Below are 18,824 nucleotides of genomic sequence, written 5' to 3'. Positions count from 1 at the left end.
TTTGGGAAATACAAATAAAATTTCAGGGGGTACTTAGATGATTCGGAGAAAAGTTTTGGCCTTTTTGCTTGCGGGTGTGATGCTGACCACCTTGGCGGCTTGCAGCGGCAATGCACCTAACAATGCCAATAGCTCGGGTTCGCCTAATGCTGGCACTGCAAGTACAAACAGTTCCAAAGACAATGTTGAGCTTACCGTATTAAGCTTGCCGGGCAATGAATCGGGCGTAGCGACGGGCTGGTGGGCGGAGGAGGTTAAGAAGGCTACAGGCGTAACGCTGAACTTTTTGCCTACCGGTGATCAGGGCGAACAGAAGCTGCAGGCGATGATGGCGAGCGGAAGTCTTCCGGATATCGTTGTATTCAAGGATTATAAGCAGGTGCAGAATGCAGTGGATGCTAATATGCTCGCCGCATACGATGACTATAAGGAGCTTGTCCCGAATCTTTATGCCAATGCGGCAACTTCATTGAAGTATTACGCGGATAACTTGAGCGGAGGAAAGGGCAAATCTTACGGCGTTGGCACAAAGATCAAGACAGATCCTGAAACCAAAGGAGATAGCGGCCCGTTTATCCGGTACGATTTGTATAAAAAAGTTGGCGCTCCGCCAGTCAATACGCTGGATGACCTGCTGGCCGTTTTGAAGAAGATGCAGGATGCCGAACCCACAAATGCCGACGGACAGAAAGTTTACGGCTTGTCCATCTGGAAGGACTGGGACCAGTCCTATATGACCATGGGGATGTTTGCAGCGCCTTATATGGGCAGTAAAATTCCCGATGAAAAATCTCTGGTAGAAATTCATAACGTGGGTGGAGAGTCTAAGGTTGAATCCATACTGAGTGACGACAGCGCTTATATGAACTTCTTGCATTTCCTCTATCAAGCCAACCAAATGGGGCTGCTGGACCCTGATTCCATTACGCAGCGTTTTGACGATGCCGTTGCTAAAACAACTGCAGGCCGAGTATTGTTTGCTCTTGATGGTTGGGGCACCAGCGATTTCTCTACTGTGGAAAGACAAAATCAAGGCATCGGGTTTATGCCGCTTCCGCTTGGTTACACAAGAACGCGTACGGCTTTGCAGCCGGTAGGTGTTCCGTGGACGATGTCTGTGAGTGCGTCTTCCAAGAATATTGAAAAAGCCATGGAATTTGTCAACTGGAATTATTCATTCGATGCTGCACGCACGACGGAAAATGGTCCTAAGGGCGTTACATGGGATATCGACGCCAATGGCAAACCTGCTTTGACACAAAAATACTTTGATATCCAGCAGCATCCTGACGATGTGTTTGCTGACGGCAAAACCTATGCGAAGGGGGCTTCACCGCTGAATGCGCTTGCCTTCTGGGGCTCCAGCATAAACCCGGAAGACGGCGCTGCGGTAGGGAATGTATTTTGGGATAAATCGCCTTATGCCCCTGCCGATACCAAGCTCAGACTTGACTGGCAAGCCGACTATGGAGCTTATGATATGAACAGCTATCTTACTAAGAACGCAGACAAAACACAAACGGAGACAGTAGCAACCTATCCTACCCTGAGCGACGATATGGTGGTTCTTTCCTCCAGAATCGGGGATGTTGTCAAGACTAACTCCTGGAAGATGGTGCTTGCCAAAAACGATGCCGAATATAATGAGCTCAAGGATAAAATGATCTCCGATGCGGATAAAATAGGGATCAATGATTTTGTGAAATGGTATACGGATGAGTACAAGAAGGCGGAGGACTTAGCAGCGGAGTATTCAGAATAAGCACGTTATTCTTGTAAATGAAAAGGAGAGCCTGACCGCTAAAGCGATCGCCGGGGCATGGAAGAACTTCCACACCTCGGCTTTCAAAAATAGCGGCCAGGCTTCTTTCTGTTCGCAACGATTGACAGTACTTCCCTCCCGGTCTCCCTTAGGCGTTCGTCGGCCCGGTGGATGCCCTTGGCACGAGGCGCACGGGCACCGTCTTGGATACGGGCTTCGGATCGCCACTCAAAATGAGATCGGCGATCTCCTCGCCGATGGCGGCAAAATTTTGGTCGACCGTCGTAATTTGTGCACTGCCGGTTACTGCCCATTCGATGTTATCAAACCCCGTGATGTTCATTTGCGCAGGGACCTGGATAGACAGACTCCGGCAGCACATGTAGACATTGAAGGCCACCTCGTCGTTTTCGCATTCGATTGCGGTAACCCCTGATTTGTAAAGACCGTTGACGACATGTTTGAGCATATGGTAGTCGGAACTCAGACCGATTTTCAGAAATTCGGGATTCACTTCAAGACCCCGGTCTTTCATGCACTGCGAGAAGCCTTTGAAGCGGTCGGACAAACTGGGCACTTCACTGACCGGTATCCCTGACAGATAAGCGATGTTGCGATGACCGTAGTCGATCAGATGGCTGGTCAGCTGATAGCCTCCCCCGAAATTATCGCAGACTACGCTGCTCAAGTAGCTGATATCGTGCGGTTTATCCAGAATGATGACGCGTGTTCCGTCATCCGTAAATTTTTTTAAAATATCGAGATACATTTCTTTCCCCTTCGGATACCAAATGAGGGTTTCGACATGCTGCGAATACAAGTGAAGCAGCAAGCTTCTCATCTTTTGGTCATCCGGCTCGCAGATGTGGACGGCGAGATGATAGTCATGGTTCTCGAGCCGTTTGGTCGCCGCTTCGACAATGCGGAAGATGCCTCCCTGGAACTGGGCAAATGGAAGAATCAGAGGCACGGTTTTCCCCCCTGTCCGAACTTCTGCGGAAGGGGTTCCGCTTGGGGAGGGGGATTCTCCAGGCTCCGGACGGCGTACAAAACTGCCTACTCCGCGTTTGCGGTAAAGCACACCTTCATTCTCCAAATCGTCAATCGCCCGTTTGGAGGTAATGCGGCTGACACCGTATTGCTCTGACAGACTTTTCTCCGTGCAGATCGGCTCGTCATAGGAAAACTGTTGATTTTCGATCCGGGAGAGAATTTCATCTTTTATGATTTGATATAATAATTTGTTCGTTTGTTTTGGCATGTTTATCTCCGATATTGTATTTTTTATTGTATTTTTGCTGGTGCAGCTACTCTTTGAAATATCCTAAGTATAACATTTTGTCAAACATGTGCCTACTGTTGATCTTATGCGTATAAGTTTATGCCGGGAATTGGAGGGAGAGATATCGAATATGACCCGCAAGCTTTTTAAATAAATTGAATTGTATTTTGGCTGGTAAAATGAAATAATATGATATATCAAATAGAAAATATTCTAGGCCTTATTACTATTATTAAGCAGGAGGGTGAAAGGATTATGCTGAATGAAAAGCAGATCGACCGCATGCTGCGCAAATTAACGCGGTTTGAAACGACGCTGGAGCCATTGATCTTTGAAACGATTGACCAGGTGGTCATGCGCAAATTCCACACCGATCGGCAGTGGCACCATATTCCGGACGACAGCAGGTTCGAGGAATGCTTGCCCGGGGACCATTATCAAGGTGAAGGAACCTATTGCTGGTTTAAAGGAACCTACACCGTTCCTTCGCGATATGCAGGGAAGGCGCTCTACATCAAACCGGAAATCGGGGGTTATGAGGCGCTGCTGTGGGTGAACAACAAACCCTTCGGCACCTTTGCCAGCAAAATTGTCGTAACGGGACATGGCAACCACTATTGCGATCTGCTCAAGCAAAATGCGGCTGCGGGCGAGGTAATCGATATCGCTATCGAATATTACGCCGGGCATTATGTTAAGGGCTGTACGCCTTTCGAAGAACTCGGAATGCGCAGTTTTGACTATGAATACGGCGGCGTCCAAATCTGCCTGATGAACGAGGAGATCGCCGAGTTCTATTTTGATTTGAAAACGCTTAACCAGCTCGTCGCCGAATTGGACGCCAACAGTTTCCGGCGGGCCGAGGTCGTGAACGCGTTAACGGAAGTACATAAGGTGCTGTACTATTCGTATGAGGCGGTCGAACCGGAGGACTTTTTCGCCGCGCTGCGGAAAGCGAGTCCTTATCTCAAGAAGGCGCTCAAGGCTACGAACTCTGCGTCCGCACCGTTCGCCGGCTTGATCGGCCACTCGCATATGGATACGGCTTGGCTGTGGTATCGGGATGAAACGATTAAGAAATGTGCCCGCACTTATTCCAACCAGATCAGCCTCATGCAGCGTTATCCCGAATACAAGTTTATTCAAAGCTCCTCTTACCATACCGAAATGATCCGCAAGCATTACCCTGCCCTGTTCGAAGATATTTCCCAAATGGTGAAGGAAGGAAGATATGAGCCAAACGGCGCGGTGTGGGTGGAATGCGACTGCAATCTGACCTCGGGGGAATCGATGATCCGCCAGTTTCTGTGGGGACAGCGCTATACCCGGGAGCACTTCAATTACACCTCCAATGCGTTCTGGCTTCCCGATACCTTTGGATACAGTGCGGCTATTCCGCAGATCATGAAAGGCTGCGGCGTCGATTATTTTCTGACGACCAAACTGGGCTGGAACGACACCACGGACTTTCCGTATGAAACTTTTTACTGGAAAGGCATCGACGGAACGAAGGTGCTCACCCATTTCAACAAAACGCATCTATGGCCTGACGCAGCTAGCCTGATCGACTACGTCGTGGACGGCAAACACAGCCGCGACCCGATCCGCGAGAAAACCGTGAACAACATGCGGCTAATTTCATACGGGTTTGGCGACGGCGGCGGCGGTCCGCAGTTTGAAATGATCGAAATGGCCCGCCGGGTTCAGGATTTGGAAGGCGTACCCCGCTCTGCCCACATCACGGCTGGAGAATTCATGAGACAGCTCGAGCAGTCGGTCGTGAATCCGTCCACCCATACCGGTGAGCTGTACTTGCAGCTGCATCGTGGAACGTTGACGAACCAGCACAACATCAAACGCAATAATCGCAAGGCCGAGTTCCTGCTGCGGGATCTCGAGTACGTTACGGTCCGCGAAGCGGTTCAGTCCGGCCGTATTGCCTCTGACGAAGGCATTCGCCCGCTGATGGAAACGCTGCTCGTGAACCAGTTTCATGACACGCTGCCCGGCACCTCCATTCCGAAGGCGCATGACCAGGCCCTTACGGAAATGACTGAACTGCTGCAAACGGGAAATGAGCTGCTGCACGAACGAATCACCGTGCGTCCGGAAGCGCAAACGATGTCCATCATCAATACGCTGTCTTTTGACCGTACGGACACGGTCTATCTGCCTGTCGACGGGGATTGGCAGGTCGAAGGCAGCTATGTGCAGCAGATAGTCGAGGACCTCGAAGGCAAACGTATGCTTGCCGTATCCGGTTTGACCGTCCCGGCGCTGTCGGCGGTTTCTCTGAAGCTGGTTCCAGGCAAGCCGGCAGGTGTTTCGCCGTTCGCATATGCCGGAGATACGCTGCAAACGCCGTTCGCCCGTGTGATTTTTGATGAAGAGGGTTATATCGCTTCGTTCGTGGATCAAAGAAACGGCCGGGAGCTGCGCGGCGACGGGCAACCGCTCAATACGTTCCTGATGGCTGAAGACGTCCCTCAGGCTTGGGATAACTGGGATATAGACGCCGACATCGAGCTGAAGCTGGCACCTTCCGCCAAGCTGCTGTCCCGCCAGATCGTCGCTGACGGAGCAGCTGAATTCCGGATTCGCAGCCAGTACCGGCTGTCGGCGCGCTCGACTTTGCGACAGGATATGATTTTCTTTGCGTCGAGCCCGGAAGTACGGTTCGAGACCGTTATGGATTGGCAGGACGAACACCGTTTGCTGAAAACGGCGTTCAGCACGTCCATTCTGACTGATTTTGTCCGCCAGGAGGTGCAGTTCGGATATCTGCGCCGCCCTACAACGCGGAACACAAGTGAAGAGAAAGCCATGTTTGAGGTGGTCAATCACAAATACAGCGATCTGTCGGAGAATCGTTACGGAGTCGCCCTACTCAACGATTGCAAATACGGAATTTCCGTACAGGACGGCGAAATGCGGCTGACCCTGCATAAAGGCGGTATGCGTCCTGATTTCCGCGGAGACAAAGGCGTGCACGCCTGCACTTATTCGTTCTATCCGCATGACGAGGGTTTCGGCGCGGCTTCAGTCATCCACCCGGCTTATGAGCTGAACGTCCGGCCGATTGTCGTCAAGGGTAAAGTCGATGGAAACCAATTTGCGAGTGTCGACGCCGACAATGTGCTGATCGAAGCGATAAAACCATGCGAGGACGCTGAGCGTGCGTTCATCCTTCGTTTATACGAAGCGGAAGGAACCTACACGCGTACAAAGCTGACCCTTGGCGGTCAGGCCAAAGCAAAGGAAATAACCAACATGCTGGAAGAAACCGTAGAGCCGTTGAACGGAAAAAGTGAGTCCGAACTGGTCTTCCGGCCGTTCGAAATCAAAACGGTAAAAGTTACTTACTAAATAAAAAATGCAGCCCCAGCCGTCCGCTTTGTCCGATTACCGGGTCGCAGGCGGCATGGGGTACTTACTATTACTATTATAATATTCGATCAAAGAGAGGACGGATCGTACCGTGAAATCACAGGAATATGCGTACCGCAACGCAAATTTACCGGTTAAAGAACGGGTGGAGAATCTTTTATCCCTTATGACGCTGGAGGAAAAGGTTGCCCAGATGGATATGATCCGCGGGGTGGAGCTTGCCACCAAAGTACATGAGGCACACTTTTGCGCCGTGGCGGAGGATTCCGATTTCCACTGGGACCGGGTGGAGGCCGGGATTGGGCAAAACGGAATAGGCTTCGTTCACGACGTTTATTCCTCTCCCCGCGTGCTGAACAAGCTGCAAAAATATTTCGTTGATAAAACGCGCCTGGGCATCCCTTGCTTGTTCACCGGAGAGGCGCTGCACGGTATCAACTATCCGGGGGCCACTGTGTTTCCAATGCCGATCAACATGGGAGCGACGTTTCATCCCGAGCTTGTCCGGGAGATCGGCCATGCGATCGCTGCCGAAACCCGCAGCCTCGGCATCGCCGAAATTTTGGCGCCCAACCTGGACTTGGCGCGGGAGCCCCGTTGGGGGCGGGTGGAGGAGACCTTTGGGGAGGATACCTTTTTGTCAGCATCGATGGCTTACGCCATCATAACGGGCGAGCAAGGCGATGATATTTCCGCTCCGGACGCGGTCGTCAGCGAGCCGAAGCATTACTGCGTACACGGCATTCCCGAAGGAGGCACAAACTGTTCATCTGCCCGCGTTGGTGTACGCGAGATTGAGACCAGCCATCTCCCGGTATTCGAGGCAGGCATCAAGAAGGCCGGCGCTTACAACGCCATGGCTTCCTACAACAACATCGACGGGGAGGCGGTAATCTCCTCCGGGCATTATTTGCGTGAGGTATTAAAGGAGCGTTACGGCCTGAAGGGTTATGTGCGCGCCGACTTCGGAGCGATCAACCGGCTCAAGACGCAGCATTTCATGACTGCAGACAGCAAGGACAGCATCGAGATGGCGGTGAATGCCGGACTGGACGTGCAGGGCTTCGATTTCCCGAATTCCTATTGGCAGGATACGCTGGTTCAGCTCGTCACTGAAGGCAGGGTTTCGCAAAGCACAATCGACGAAGCCGTAGGACGTATTCTCCGGGTGAAATTTGAACTGGGCCTGTTTGAACACCCCTTTACGGATGAGAACCGATACCGGGAGGTCATCCGCTGCAATGAGCATAAAGAGTTGTCTTATCGGGCCGCCCGAGAGTCGATTGTCCTGCTCAAAAATGAAGCAGACATTCTTCCCCTTCCAAGAAATGGCGGCAGCATCGCCTTGATCGGCCCAAGTTCGGGACACCAGCGGATCGGCAGCTATTCCTCGGTTCCTTACGGCTATGAGGTGCATTCCGTTTATCAAGAGATCGTTAAGGCCGTTCCGGGGGTGACGGTCCGGCAGAGCGACGGCTGCGGCATCACCGAATACGACATCGACCTTATTCCCGACTCTTGGTACACGGACGGAGTAACGCTGACTTATTACAACAACGGCCGTTTTGCCGGTGAGCCGGTGGGGCAGGACCGGGCGAATCGAATCAACTTTAACTGGATTTTGGCCAAACCGCATCGCGATCTCGATTTTGTAGGCTACTCGGTGCGCATGACCGCCAAATTGAAGGTGAACACCCGTGATTTCGGGGACGCCGAGCGCTTTACCGGCCGGCTGGTGTTTACCTCGGGCGACAGCGTTCGGGTGAAAATAGATGGTGTGACGGTGATCGAGAGCTTCGGGGCCCATAAAATGAGAATTCCCGAATGCGAGTTTACTTTCGAGAACGGAGCCGAGCATGAGCTGGAAGTTGAATTCGTCTGCGATGTGAACGGCAATCAGCTGAGCCTTTGTCTGGACAGCAGAACCGGGCGCATGGAGGAAGCGGTCAGGCTGGCCGAGGAATGCGACACGATCGTGATTGTCTGCGGCGACGACAAGATGACCAGCGGCGAAGGGATGGACCGGACTGACCTGCGTCTCTACGGCAAGCAGCGCGAGCTGATCGAGCGGGTTTGCGCGCTCGGGAAACCGACGATCCTCGTGCTGGAGAACGGCAAGCCGGTGGATCTCAGCTACGAGAACGAGCATTGCGACGCCATCCTCGCGGCCTGGTTCGGCGGGGAGTTCGGAGCCAAAGCGATCGTGGATACGTTATTCGGGTTCGTCAGCCCATCCGGGAAGCTGCCGATTTCCTTCCCCCGCAGCGTGGGGCACACCCCCTGTTACTACACGCTGCTTCCGGGCGGCAGCGGGGAATACCTGGAGGGCACGCGCAGAGCGTTGTTCCCGTTCGGGCATGGGCTCAGCTACGCCTCGTTCGCCTATTCGGAATTAAAGATTGCGGCGCTCGATTCGCCTTACGGCTTCCGCGTATCGTTTAGCGTTACGAATACCGGCGCCGCTTTGGCCGATGAGGTGGCCCAACTGTACATCCGCGACGTAACCAGTTCCATCGTTACGCCGATGAAGCAGCTGCAAGGCTTTCAAAGATTATCCCTCATGGCGGGAGAAACGGCGATGGTAGAAATCGACCTAGGCTTCGACAGCTTCAAATTGCTCAATAAACAATGGGAATGGGTCGTCGAGGAAGGTGAATTCGAAATTATGGTTGGAAGCTCCAGCGAGGATATCCGCTTAAAGCAGAGTCTTGTTATCGACGGAAAAGGGAGAGAACGGCCTGAATAAATCAGTTGATCTGAATGGTTGCTCGGCGATCAAGCGGTTAGTGTGATGTGCCTTACGGCCCGGGTATAACCTTCTTCGCCGTGAAGCTTTTGCTTTTTTTGCTTTGCCTGTTGGTAACTAGGGTTGATCCATGCTATATGAATGTACAAAGAAACCGTCTCTTTTTGGCTAATGGTTGGGGGGTACCTCTATTTTCCCAAGGAACGGTTTCTTTTTGTTTAATGAAACAGAAAGGAGGCTGTCCCTCAGTCATCTCGACGACTTTTGGGACAGCCTCCTTCTGTATAGGTTAGTTTTGTTTCAATGCAGATTATCGGGCAGCTTTCAAATCAGCCGCTTCATAAGGAACCTTATCCGCGGTTTCAATAATGCCACCGCCGAGGCAAACCTCGCCGTCGTAGAAGACGACCGCTTGTCCCGGCGTAATGGCTTTTTGCTGCTCGTCAAAAGCGACATGAACGGTATCATCCTCGCGGAAGGTGATCGTGACGCCTTGATCCGGCTGGCGATAGCGGAATTTCGCCGTGCAGTGCAGGGAGCTTCCCGCTGCCGGGCGGTCACCGGCAATCCAATTCAGCCCGCTGGCAACCAGGCCTGTGGAATACATGCTTGGATGTTTGTCGCCTTGGACGACGTACAGGATGTTGCGTTCCAGGTCTTTTTCCGCTACGAACCACGGTTGTCCGTTACCGGAACCGCCGATGCCGAGCCCTTGACGTTGGCCAAGCGTGTAATACATCAGCCCGTCGTGGCGGCCTTTCACTTCGCCGGTTTCAATGTCCACCATATCGCCGGATTTGGCCGGCAGGTAGTGGCTCAGGAACTCGCGGAAGTTGCGTTCACCGATAAAGCAGACGCCGGTGCTGTCCTTTTTCTTCGCGGTGTACAGTCCTGCTTCTTCGGCAATGCGGCGTACTTCCGGTTTCGGCAGGTGGCCGATCGGGAACATAGCTCTCGACAGCTGCTCCTGGCTCAGCGCATTCAGGAAATACGTTTGATCCTTATTGCTGTCCACGCCGCGCAGCAGCTTGAACTTGCCGTCTTCTTCCACAACGCGGGCGTAGTGGCCGGTAGCCACGTAATCCGCGCCCAAATCGAGCGCTTTGTTCAGGAATTCGCCGAATTTGATTTCGCGGTTGCACATCACGTCCGGATTCGGCGTGCGCCCCCGCTTATATTCATCGAGGAAATAGGAAAATACTTTATCGAAGTACTCCTTCTCGAAATTGACGGTGTAGTAAGGAATGCCGATTTGTTCGCAGACGCGCCGTACGTCTTCGGCGTCCTGCTCGGCCGTGCAGTAACCGAGTTCGTCGGTGTCATCCCAGTTTTTCATGAAGATGCCGATCGGCTCGTAGCCTTGCTGTTTGAGCAAAAGTGCGGTGACGGAAGAATCGACGCCTCCCGACATGCCTACGATCACTTTTGGTTTTGTAGTTTGTTCTGGCATAGACTTATCAACTCCTCTGGACTTGAAGGGTCCGAATATTGATGATTGCCCTCAGTGGCAAGCTTGGAAGTTTCCTAAACCCCTGTTCGTATGTTACCATATGGTAAGTTGGGAATTTAGGGTGCAAAAATGCAAATGCAAACTTGCTTGTTTTAGACTTCCCGCATGAGAGGCGTTATTTTGGAACTTGTTACACTTAGTATAACAAATCCAAAGTTTTATTATATAAAAAATGCGTACAAATTGAAAGAGGTGCCCGGTTTGAAAATTTCAACAAAAGGACGTTACGGTCTGACTATTATGATGGAGCTTGCGGCCAAATACGGGGAAGGCCCAACTTCTTTAAAGAGCATTGCCGAAAAAAATCAGCTTTCCGAACATTATCTGGAGCAATTGATTGCTCCGCTGCGTAACGCAGGTCTGGTAAAAAGCGTACGCGGCGCTTACGGCGGCTATATTCTTGCCAAAGAAGCGGCCGAAATTACAGCAGGCGATATTATCCGCGTGCTGGAAGGACCGATCTCCCCGGTGGATTTCACCGAAGAAGACGACCCGGCCAAACGCGATTTGTGGCTGCGCATCCGCGACAGCATCGCCGACGTGCTGGACTCCACCACGCTGGATAGCCTGGTGAATTATGAGGATCATGAGACGAATAGTAATTTCATGTTTTATATTTAATTGAATTTGAGCTATTGCTGCAAATCAACCTTGATACTAAAGGGAAATAGGCTCCTTCGGGAGCCCCAGAGTGTCGAGAAACCCACGTCTTTGAGACGTTGTGTTTCTCTTTTTTTCATTTGTAGTTGCATGAAAACCCAAAAAAGAGGGGGTTACCCCTCTTTTCCAGGCGATCCAGGTGGATCGCCATCTTCTTCATGTTCTGTACGGCGGCCGTCATCAACGCCTGTTCGGTGACGTTTGAGAGTCCATAGCGAAACCCATGGAGCTCTTTAGCATCCGCGAAGCTTCGCTCAATCGTTTCTTTTCGTTTTCGGTATAGCTGCTTGCCGTCTCGGCTTAGCCGGTTGTTTCGCACCCCATCTTTGCTGTCTTCCCAGACATGCCGGGTCAGTACCTTCCGGTGGTTCCTGGAATGAGTGCATCCGGAAGCATCGGACAAGTCTTGCAATGCGCCGGATCTGACGCATACTGCCGGTAACCCTTCCGGTCGGTTGTCCGGTAGGTCAGTTGGTGTTTTTCCGGGCAGGTATAGAAGTCACTTTCAGTGTCGTAAGTAAACTTCCATTTGGCAAACAAACCCTGCTTCGGATGAAATCTCCGGTGAGCAATAACGGCGAAAAACTTTCGCTTCTGTAAACCTCGGCAAATTGGCGTTGTTAAATAACCCGAATCCAGGGCTACAGCTTCAACCTGGAATCCAAACCGTTCTCTTTGGCGGTCTAATCGGGACAAATACGGTACCGAATCATGGACATTTCCCGGTTTGACGTGGACATCGGTAATCAGATTGTATTTAAGATCCACCGTCCGGTGATCGAGATAAAAGAACCCCTCCGGCTTGCCGTCGCGAATCATATAGCCGCTATCTGGGTCGGTGGTGCTCACTTTAATTTCCTTGGTTTCGCTCACATCCTCTCGTGTTTTCAGGACTTTTTTCCGTGCGCTTTGCGGTCCTCCGCCACAGCCTCATTGAGCTCGTCAATATAGTCCTTGGTGTTTTGCAGGACCTCCTGCTTAGTATAATGGTGCTTGTTGGCATTGGCTTTGACGTGAGTCGAATCCGTAATGAGCACACGGCCGCCCACCATTTTGTGCGAGATCGCCTGGAGGACGATTTCGTCAAAAATCTCCTGAAAAATGCCCGTATCCTTAAACCGAGTCCGCCGGTTCCAGCTAATCGTGGAGTGATCCGGGACTTTGTCTGTTAAACCCAAACCCAAAAACCAACGATACGCCAAATTGGTTTGAATCTCGCGCTCCAGCTGGCGTTCCGAGCGAATACCGTAGAAATAACCGAGAAAGATCATCTTAAATAGAACGACCGGATCAATGGCTGGACGCCCATTGTCTGCACAATACAAAGGACGAACCTTACTCTCAATAAAAGAAAAGTCAATATACTTGTCCACTTTCCGCAGCAAGTGATCCTGTGGAACCAACTCTTCGATGGATACGAATTCGTAGCTTTGTTGTTTTTCCCGGTTAGATCTCAGCATTCCAAAACACCTTCCGTTCATGAGTAGTTACCTATATTATACAACATTAACGCGGTGTCGTCTTAAAATGAATACATAAAAAGAAGGCTGTCGAGACTTTCTCGACAGCCTTCTTTTTATATGTGCGCCCGGCATGGGCGATAACTCGGCGGTGAAAGTCCGCTACAGGCTTGGCAGTAGGAACTGTTAGCTGAAGGCAAGGGTGTCCGTCGTGAGACGGAATCTGAAGGAAGCCGGAGGCAAAACCTCGGTCTGACGAACAGAAATCACATACAAGGCATGGTGGGACGGACGAGCTTGCATATCAAAGCGAAGTCCAATACTGCCCGAGTCACATCATGTAAATGTGGCAGATAGATGAGGGGAAAGTTATCGCTCTTACCCAGGGAGATCTCACGGACGTGGAGTAGGAAAAAAAATCCGAAAGACGGCGTAAAGCTTGCTGTGAGAAGTCAGCAGAAGCCATAGTACCGAAAGTTTTTTTGGGGGAAGGGCTGAACAATCGTAAGTCTCAAGTACAAACTGGGAGGAGAATCGGTGCGATGAAAGCAGAATACCGAGAGGGCTACCGGCAAAGGGATAGCGTGGAACGCGAAGAGTATGCAGGAGCGCGGAGCACCGGTACTCGGGAAAGTAAAGAAAGAGACGGTGCAAATCACTTGCTTGAGCGGATACTGAATAGGGACAACCTGAACAAGGCCTACAAGCAAGTCAAAAACAACCACGGAGCGCCAGGAATCGGGTGGGATGACCGTAGAGGCCGCGCTAGGGGGGGCAAGAAAATAGAGAAGAGCTGCTAGGTCGCATCCGGGAAGGAACGTATAAACCGAGTCCGGTAAGACGCAAAGAAATCCCCAAACCAGATGGAAGTGGCGTACGCAAACTGGGGATCCCCACTGTGGTAGACCGAGTCATCCAGCAAGCGATAGCTCAGCAATTAGGGCCGATCTTCGAGCCGTTGTTCTCGGAAGGAAGCCTATGGCTATCGACCAGGGCGAAGTGCCCAGCAAGCCATCCTAAGAGTGAAGAGCTATGCGGAACAAGGATATAGCTATGCGGTAGAGATTGACCTCTCGAAATACTTCGATACGTTAAACCATGAGTTACTGATGAAGCTTCTGTGACAACAGATTCGGGATAAGCGAGTAACCGACCTCATTAAGAAGTACTTGAAAAGCGGAGTCCTGGAAAACGGAATATGCCGGGAAACGGAAGAAGGCTCTCCGCAAGGAGGGCCTCTATCCCCGCTTCTGGCGAACATCTACTTGAACGAATTTGACCAAGAGATGAAAAGCCGAGGAGTGATCGTGATCCGATATGCAGATGACATCGTGGTGCTAGCGAAAAGTAAACGGGCAGGCACCTGGTTACTTGAGACGAGCTGAAAGTATCTAGAGAACAAGTTAAGACTCCAGATGAACACGAAGAAGAGCAAAGTCGTGAGCGTGGTTGCGCAGAAGCATTTCAAATTTCTGGGTTTTGCCCTAGGGAAGAACGGAAGCGGTATGTATATCCGGACGCATCGGGATGCCCCCCTAGCCAAAGCAAAGAAGAAACTGAAAGAGTTAACGAAGCGGAGCCAAGGCAGAAATGCTCGGCAGGTCATGGAGAAGGTCAAAATCTACATTCGAGGATGGATGGGTTATTTCTACGTGGCCGACATGAAGCGAATCCTACAAAGCTGGAATGAATGGTTACGAAGACGGATGCGGATGTACATCTGGAAACAGTGGAAGAAACCGAGGACGAAGATACAGAATCTGAGGAAATTAGGCGTGCCGGAGTGGCAAGCTTACCAATGGGGAAACACTCGGTTAAGTTACTGGCGTGTAGCCGGAAGCGCGATATTAAACCGCTCTATTACAAACGAAAAGCTCGCAAGAGCAGGGTATTATGACTTCCCTGCGCAATACGAGCGTTTACGTCAAGTGCACTTAAACGGTTGAACCGCCGTATACCGAACGGTACGTACGGTGGTGTGAGAGGTCGGCTTTCCAATTAATGGGGAGCCTTCTACTCGATGGGGAGACTCATCTTTTAAAACAAAAATGGATTTAAAACGATCTGAGAACCCATTTTTATAAACTAAATAAGGCATTTTGAAACCCCCTACAAAAAAACAGGGGGTTTCTCGACAGCCTGACGGCAAACTAAGAATTATCTTAGTTTGCCGTTTTTTTAGGCTACTTAGGGGTCAAAATTCCATATATTATTAAACAGTCTCAATTTATTATTTTCGCTTTAACTTTAATATAAAATTGGCAATAGAAATTACTGCTAAAAGTCCAAGTAATATATTGGTGACTTTCAAGGTTCCGTCCAAGCTTTGAATACTATTTGTTGTATCGGTCAATTTAATTGTCACACTATCAGCAATTCTACCAATATTTTGAGAAATACCATTTATGTATTGATTAATATCTTGATTTTGTAGATCCATGATGCTGCCTCCTTTTTTACCAAAATAACACAATATTAGTCAATAATCAAGAGTTTACATGCCAAAAATACCATAATATTCTAGTTTTGTTCCAAATTAATCCATTAATAGATAGGAGATGTAGTTATGAAAGTCAGAAAAATTCTACCTGCAGTCGCTCTAGCTTGTTCTGTATTAGCTCCATCAGTATTATCCACCTCAACTCCATTAGTTGCATCCGCCGCAACTTCAGAGTCAACGGCTTCTGAAGTACAAAAAGTAAAACTGTATGATTTATATGTAAATGTCCCTTATAGTGAAGATCAGTATTCTTTTGTTCGGAGTGAGACCTCAGAAGAAGTACGTGTCGAAATTATCGATAAATCAACTGGTAAAAAAGTTGATGCGTATGGAGAAACAATCCCATCAGTTAAACTCAATTCAAAAGTGCAACCCCAAGCTTCTTCTGATGGTTATTATTCCAATAGAAACGTGTATCGTGATGTAAAAGTTGATGATTTCGCTACAGTACGTATTAATTTGAATTTGTATATGTATACACTTCCAGGCAGTTCTTTTATGCAAATTAACGAGATTAACGGAGTAGATATTGTTGCAGCATCGACTGGATACTACGATGTTGTAAGTCCAAATGTTTATGCTAAGTCTTCTACCGGAAGCTTACCAACAACTAGCGTCTCAGTTTCGGGTTCTGGAGTAATTGATACTACATATAGCCAATCTGGTGGTGTAAACATTGAGATATTCGGCTATACTTTAGGTTCAAATCACCATTATAGAAAACCTTTCAGTGTAAGTTGGACATATTCACTCTATTAATTGCTACATGCTATAATTTTAGGTATTCCGTCTAAACGGTTACTTTCTGGAAAGAGCCCCAGTGTTGTATGATGTGCACCCTTTAGAATAGACATTGGATAAACCCCCTGGTTAATCCGATGAAATTCTAGGGGGTGCATTTTTAATGCCAGCAAAGAAAGGTCAAAAGTTTAAGCTGTATAGCGAAGAGACAAAGAAGCAAGCGATACAAATGAAATTACAGGGAAAGACACACCGTGAAATCATGAAGGAACTAAACATTAATGATAAAGGTCGACTCAAGGTGTGGATGAGGAAGTACAAGAAATTAGGAGAGTTTAGCTTTCTCGACCAAAGAGGACGTTAAGAAGAGTATGTGGACCAAAGCCGTTATGTCGAGAAGTTAGAGCGGGAGAATGCTGTCCTAAAAAAGTGTTTGAAAACCTGGATGCAGGAGGTGCAACGCAGAAATATTCAGCGATAAGAATATTAGCTGTGGAATTTGAGGTGAAGATGCTCTGCAGGCTGTTTAGCGTATCCAGAAGTGGATATTACGCTTATTTGAAGCGCGTTGATTACGACCGGGACAAGCAAGCCAAGGAACTCATTCGAGGCGTGTATGATCGCTATGAGGGGAAGTGTGGGTACAGGCAAATTCAGCTGCTTCTGTTCCAAGACCACAACGTATGGTGGAACCACAAAAAGGTACTCCGAATCATGCAAGCGTTAGGGTTGCAAGCGAAGATTCGGCGCAAGCACCATTGTAACTATGCTTCATCTACACGTGACCGTGTGGCAGAAAACGTTCGAGAAAACGAAAGACGTGACTGGTTTGATCGTTCATAGCGACCAAGGCGGGTCTGTCAATATTTTTGTGTAGTGCGGCCGGGCAAGGTCGCTAATTCTAGTGGGTGTAAGTCCCATCAGGATAAAGCCTAACCAGCCATCCTGTAGCTAGTTCTTGAAGGCTAAACGGTAACGGATAGCTTTAAGCGTAGAACAGCAAAATAGCGGGCCGAAAGCGAAAGCTGAAGTGATTGAGCCTCGAAAAATTAGTCGAGATCGGCCGATGTAGTTACACATACAGAAGGCGAAACTTGCTCAAGCGCAATGGTGAGTTTGAGTAAGCACTCCGGGGTCTAAGAACTTGGCACGCTATAGATTGAGAATTAGCGGTAACCCGGGAGGCCCTATCTCTTCCTAGAACTGCTGGGTATGCCGTACAAGTGAAAAACAAACGAGGAAAGCAAATAAGAGATAGGGAGTCAGATAACTGCGTAGTATCGATGAAACGGCGTAATGGCCGTGGAGAAAAGGCAGCTACATTTGAAGACCCTGACAACAGACACAATTCCCACACGCAGAGGTGGAAACGAATTGGAAACACAACTTGTTAAGATAGCACAGTTAGCGAAAGAGCGGCCTAAAGAGCAGTTTACAAGTCTCATTCATCTACTGAGCAAGGAAACCCTGTACATGTGTCACCAAGAGTTGGCTGGAAACAAAGCTGTCGGGGTAGACGAGGTAACCAAGGCCATGTATGAAGAGGATCTACATGCGAATCTAAGTAATCTCCATCAAGCCTTGCGAACAAGGGCTTTCAAGCCTCAACCCGTCAGGCGAGTTTATATTCCTAAGCCTGGAAGCAAAAAGATGAGGCTGTTAGGAATTCCAGCGTACGAAGATAAGATTGTTCAGTTAGCAGTGAGTAAAATCTTGTCTGCCATATATGAGCAGGATTTTCTTAATTCGTCATTTGGCTTTCGGCCGGGGCGCGGTTGTCATGAATCATTGCGTATGTTGCATACGACAATCATGACGAAGAAAATAAACTGGGTCGTGGATGCGGATATAGCGGGTTTCTTCGACAATGTCGATCACAAATGGATGATGAAATGTCTAGAGGTTCGAATCAAGGACCGTAAACTGCTGCAACTGATTCAACGTATGCTCAAAGCAGGTATGATGGAGGAGGGAATCCTACGGCAAACTGTACAAGGAACGCCGCAGGGTGGAATCATCTCTCCCGTACTTGCTAACATTTATCTGCACTACGTGCTGGACTTATGGTTTGAAAAACGAATGAGAAAACGATTCAGAGGCCAGACTCAAATAGTCCGTTATGCAGATGATTTCGTATGTTGTTTTCAATCCGAAGGCGAAGCTCGAAACTATTACCTACAACTTAAAGATAGGCTTAAGAAGTTCAACCTAGAAATAGAGCCGGGAAAGAGCAAGATTATAGAATTTGGCCAGTTTGCAGCTCAGAACAAGAAAAGAAAGGGTGAGGACAAGCCGGAAACATTCGATTTCTTGGGGTTTACCCACTACTGTAGTAAAAGCAGGAACGGAAAATTCAGGGTGAAGCGACAAACGAGTAGAAAGAAATTACAAGCTGCACTCAATCGAATGAAGGAATGGATAAAGGCGAACCGAGCCCTACAGGTCAAATTACTGCTCGAACAGCTCAAAGCAAAACTTATAGGACACTACAGATACTACGGCATCACCGACAACGGTCCAATGCTCTCGAGATACTGGTACGGTACAATGCGACTGCTATTTAAATGGTTGAACCGAAGAAGCCAACGGAACAGCTACACGTGGGACAAGTTTCTATTGTTAATGAAAGCCAATCCACTACCCACACCGAGAATATATGCGAGTGTGTTTGACGGAAGGGCCTCTGTGTGAAACTTCAATTGAAGCTGAACCACGACGAATCCCTTGATTCTTGGGATTCATACATGGAGAGCAACAAGGTTATAAAAAAGACTAC

General features: G+C 49.3%; 13 protein-coding genes and 1 pseudogene. 10 read left to right on the top strand and 4 right to left on the bottom strand.

Annotated features, from left to right (window positions below; translation table 11 throughout):
- Positions 1 to 37: 37 nt before the first annotated feature.
- Entirely contained in the window at positions 38 to 1,762 is a 1,725-nt protein-coding gene (locus AWM70_RS13235) for an extracellular solute-binding protein (protein WP_068697124.1), read from the top strand.
- 148 nt (positions 1,763 to 1,910) lie between these two features.
- Here AWM70_RS13235 and AWM70_RS13230 read toward each other — a convergent pair whose 3' ends face one another.
- Positions 1,911 to 3,023: a GntR family transcriptional regulator gene (locus tag AWM70_RS13230; RefSeq protein ID WP_068697121.1), complete on the bottom strand. Its 1,113-nt coding sequence runs from the start codon at positions 3,021 to 3,023 to the stop codon at positions 1,911 to 1,913.
- 276 nt (positions 3,024 to 3,299) lie between these two features.
- Between AWM70_RS13230 and AWM70_RS13225 the strand changes: the two genes are divergently transcribed.
- Positions 3,300 to 6,410, top strand: coding sequence for an alpha-mannosidase (locus tag AWM70_RS13225; RefSeq protein WP_068697115.1), 3,111 nt, complete (start codon positions 3,300 to 3,302; stop codon positions 6,408 to 6,410).
- A gap of 112 nt (positions 6,411 to 6,522) precedes the next feature.
- Positions 6,523 to 9,177, top strand: a complete 2,655-nt coding sequence (locus AWM70_RS13220; protein WP_068697112.1) for a glycoside hydrolase family 3 C-terminal domain-containing protein — start codon at positions 6,523 to 6,525, stop codon at positions 9,175 to 9,177.
- Positions 9,178 to 9,487: 310 nt separating this feature from the next.
- On the opposite strand, the gene mnmA is transcribed toward AWM70_RS13220, so the two are convergent.
- Positions 9,488 to 10,627, bottom strand: coding sequence for a tRNA 2-thiouridine(34) synthase MnmA (gene mnmA, locus AWM70_RS13215; protein WP_068697107.1), 1,140 nt, complete (start codon positions 10,625 to 10,627; stop codon positions 9,488 to 9,490).
- 261 nt (positions 10,628 to 10,888) lie between these two features.
- Here mnmA and cymR point away from each other — a divergent pair, with 261 nt between their 5' ends.
- Complete coding sequence (gene cymR, locus AWM70_RS13210) at positions 10,889 to 11,308, top strand: cysteine metabolism transcriptional regulator CymR (protein ID WP_068697105.1); 420 nt, start codon at positions 10,889 to 10,891, stop codon at positions 11,306 to 11,308.
- 115 nt (positions 11,309 to 11,423) lie between these two features.
- Here the strand turns inward: cymR and AWM70_RS22845 are convergent.
- Positions 11,424 to 12,807 (bottom strand): annotated as a pseudogene (locus AWM70_RS22845) (IS1182 family transposase).
- A gap of 1,169 nt (positions 12,808 to 13,976) precedes the next feature.
- Between AWM70_RS22845 and AWM70_RS23640 the strand changes: the two are divergent.
- Positions 13,977 to 14,192 carry a reverse transcriptase domain-containing protein gene (locus tag AWM70_RS23640; protein ID WP_206093350.1) on the top strand — a complete coding sequence of 72 codons (216 nt, stop codon included), beginning with the start codon at positions 13,977 to 13,979 and terminating at the stop codon, positions 14,190 to 14,192.
- A 30-nt stretch (positions 14,193 to 14,222) separates the two neighbouring features.
- Positions 14,223 to 14,753: a group II intron maturase-specific domain-containing protein gene (locus AWM70_RS23635; RefSeq protein ID WP_206093348.1), complete on the top strand. Its 531-nt coding sequence runs from the start codon at positions 14,223 to 14,225 to the stop codon at positions 14,751 to 14,753.
- 284 nt (positions 14,754 to 15,037) lie between these two features.
- Here AWM70_RS23635 and AWM70_RS13185 read toward each other — a convergent pair whose 3' ends face one another.
- Positions 15,038 to 15,247, bottom strand: a complete 210-nt coding sequence (locus AWM70_RS13185; protein ID WP_068697101.1) for a hypothetical protein — start codon at positions 15,245 to 15,247, stop codon at positions 15,038 to 15,040.
- Between the two features lie 126 nt (positions 15,248 to 15,373).
- Here AWM70_RS13185 and AWM70_RS23275 point away from each other — a divergent pair, with 126 nt between their 5' ends.
- The 4 genes from AWM70_RS23275 (at position 15,374) to ltrA (ending at position 18,739) form a co-directional block, all read left to right on the top strand.
- Complete coding sequence (locus AWM70_RS23275) at positions 15,374 to 16,066, top strand: hypothetical protein (protein WP_151208755.1); 693 nt, start codon at positions 15,374 to 15,376, stop codon at positions 16,064 to 16,066.
- A 145-nt stretch (positions 16,067 to 16,211) separates the two neighbouring features.
- A complete protein-coding gene (locus AWM70_RS23125) occupies positions 16,212 to 16,412 on the top strand; it encodes a helix-turn-helix domain-containing protein (protein WP_068697099.1) in 201 nt (66 codons plus the stop codon).
- A 65-nt stretch (positions 16,413 to 16,477) separates the two neighbouring features.
- Positions 16,478 to 16,891, top strand: a complete 414-nt coding sequence (locus AWM70_RS13170) for an IS3 family transposase (protein WP_068697097.1) — start codon at positions 16,478 to 16,480, stop codon at positions 16,889 to 16,891.
- A gap of 531 nt (positions 16,892 to 17,422) precedes the next feature.
- On the top strand, positions 17,423 to 18,739 hold the full coding sequence (ltrA, locus tag AWM70_RS13165; protein WP_068700659.1) for a group II intron reverse transcriptase/maturase: 1,317 nt from the start codon (positions 17,423 to 17,425) through the stop codon (positions 18,737 to 18,739).
- Positions 18,740 to 18,824 lie beyond the last annotated feature (85 nt).

Source organism: Paenibacillus yonginensis (assembly GCF_001685395.1).
Taxonomy (GTDB): Bacteria; Bacillota; Bacilli; order Paenibacillales; family Paenibacillaceae; genus Fontibacillus; species Fontibacillus yonginensis.
Note: the sequence above shows the minus strand (reverse complement) of the source record. Positions and strands in the feature narration are given on the sequence as shown.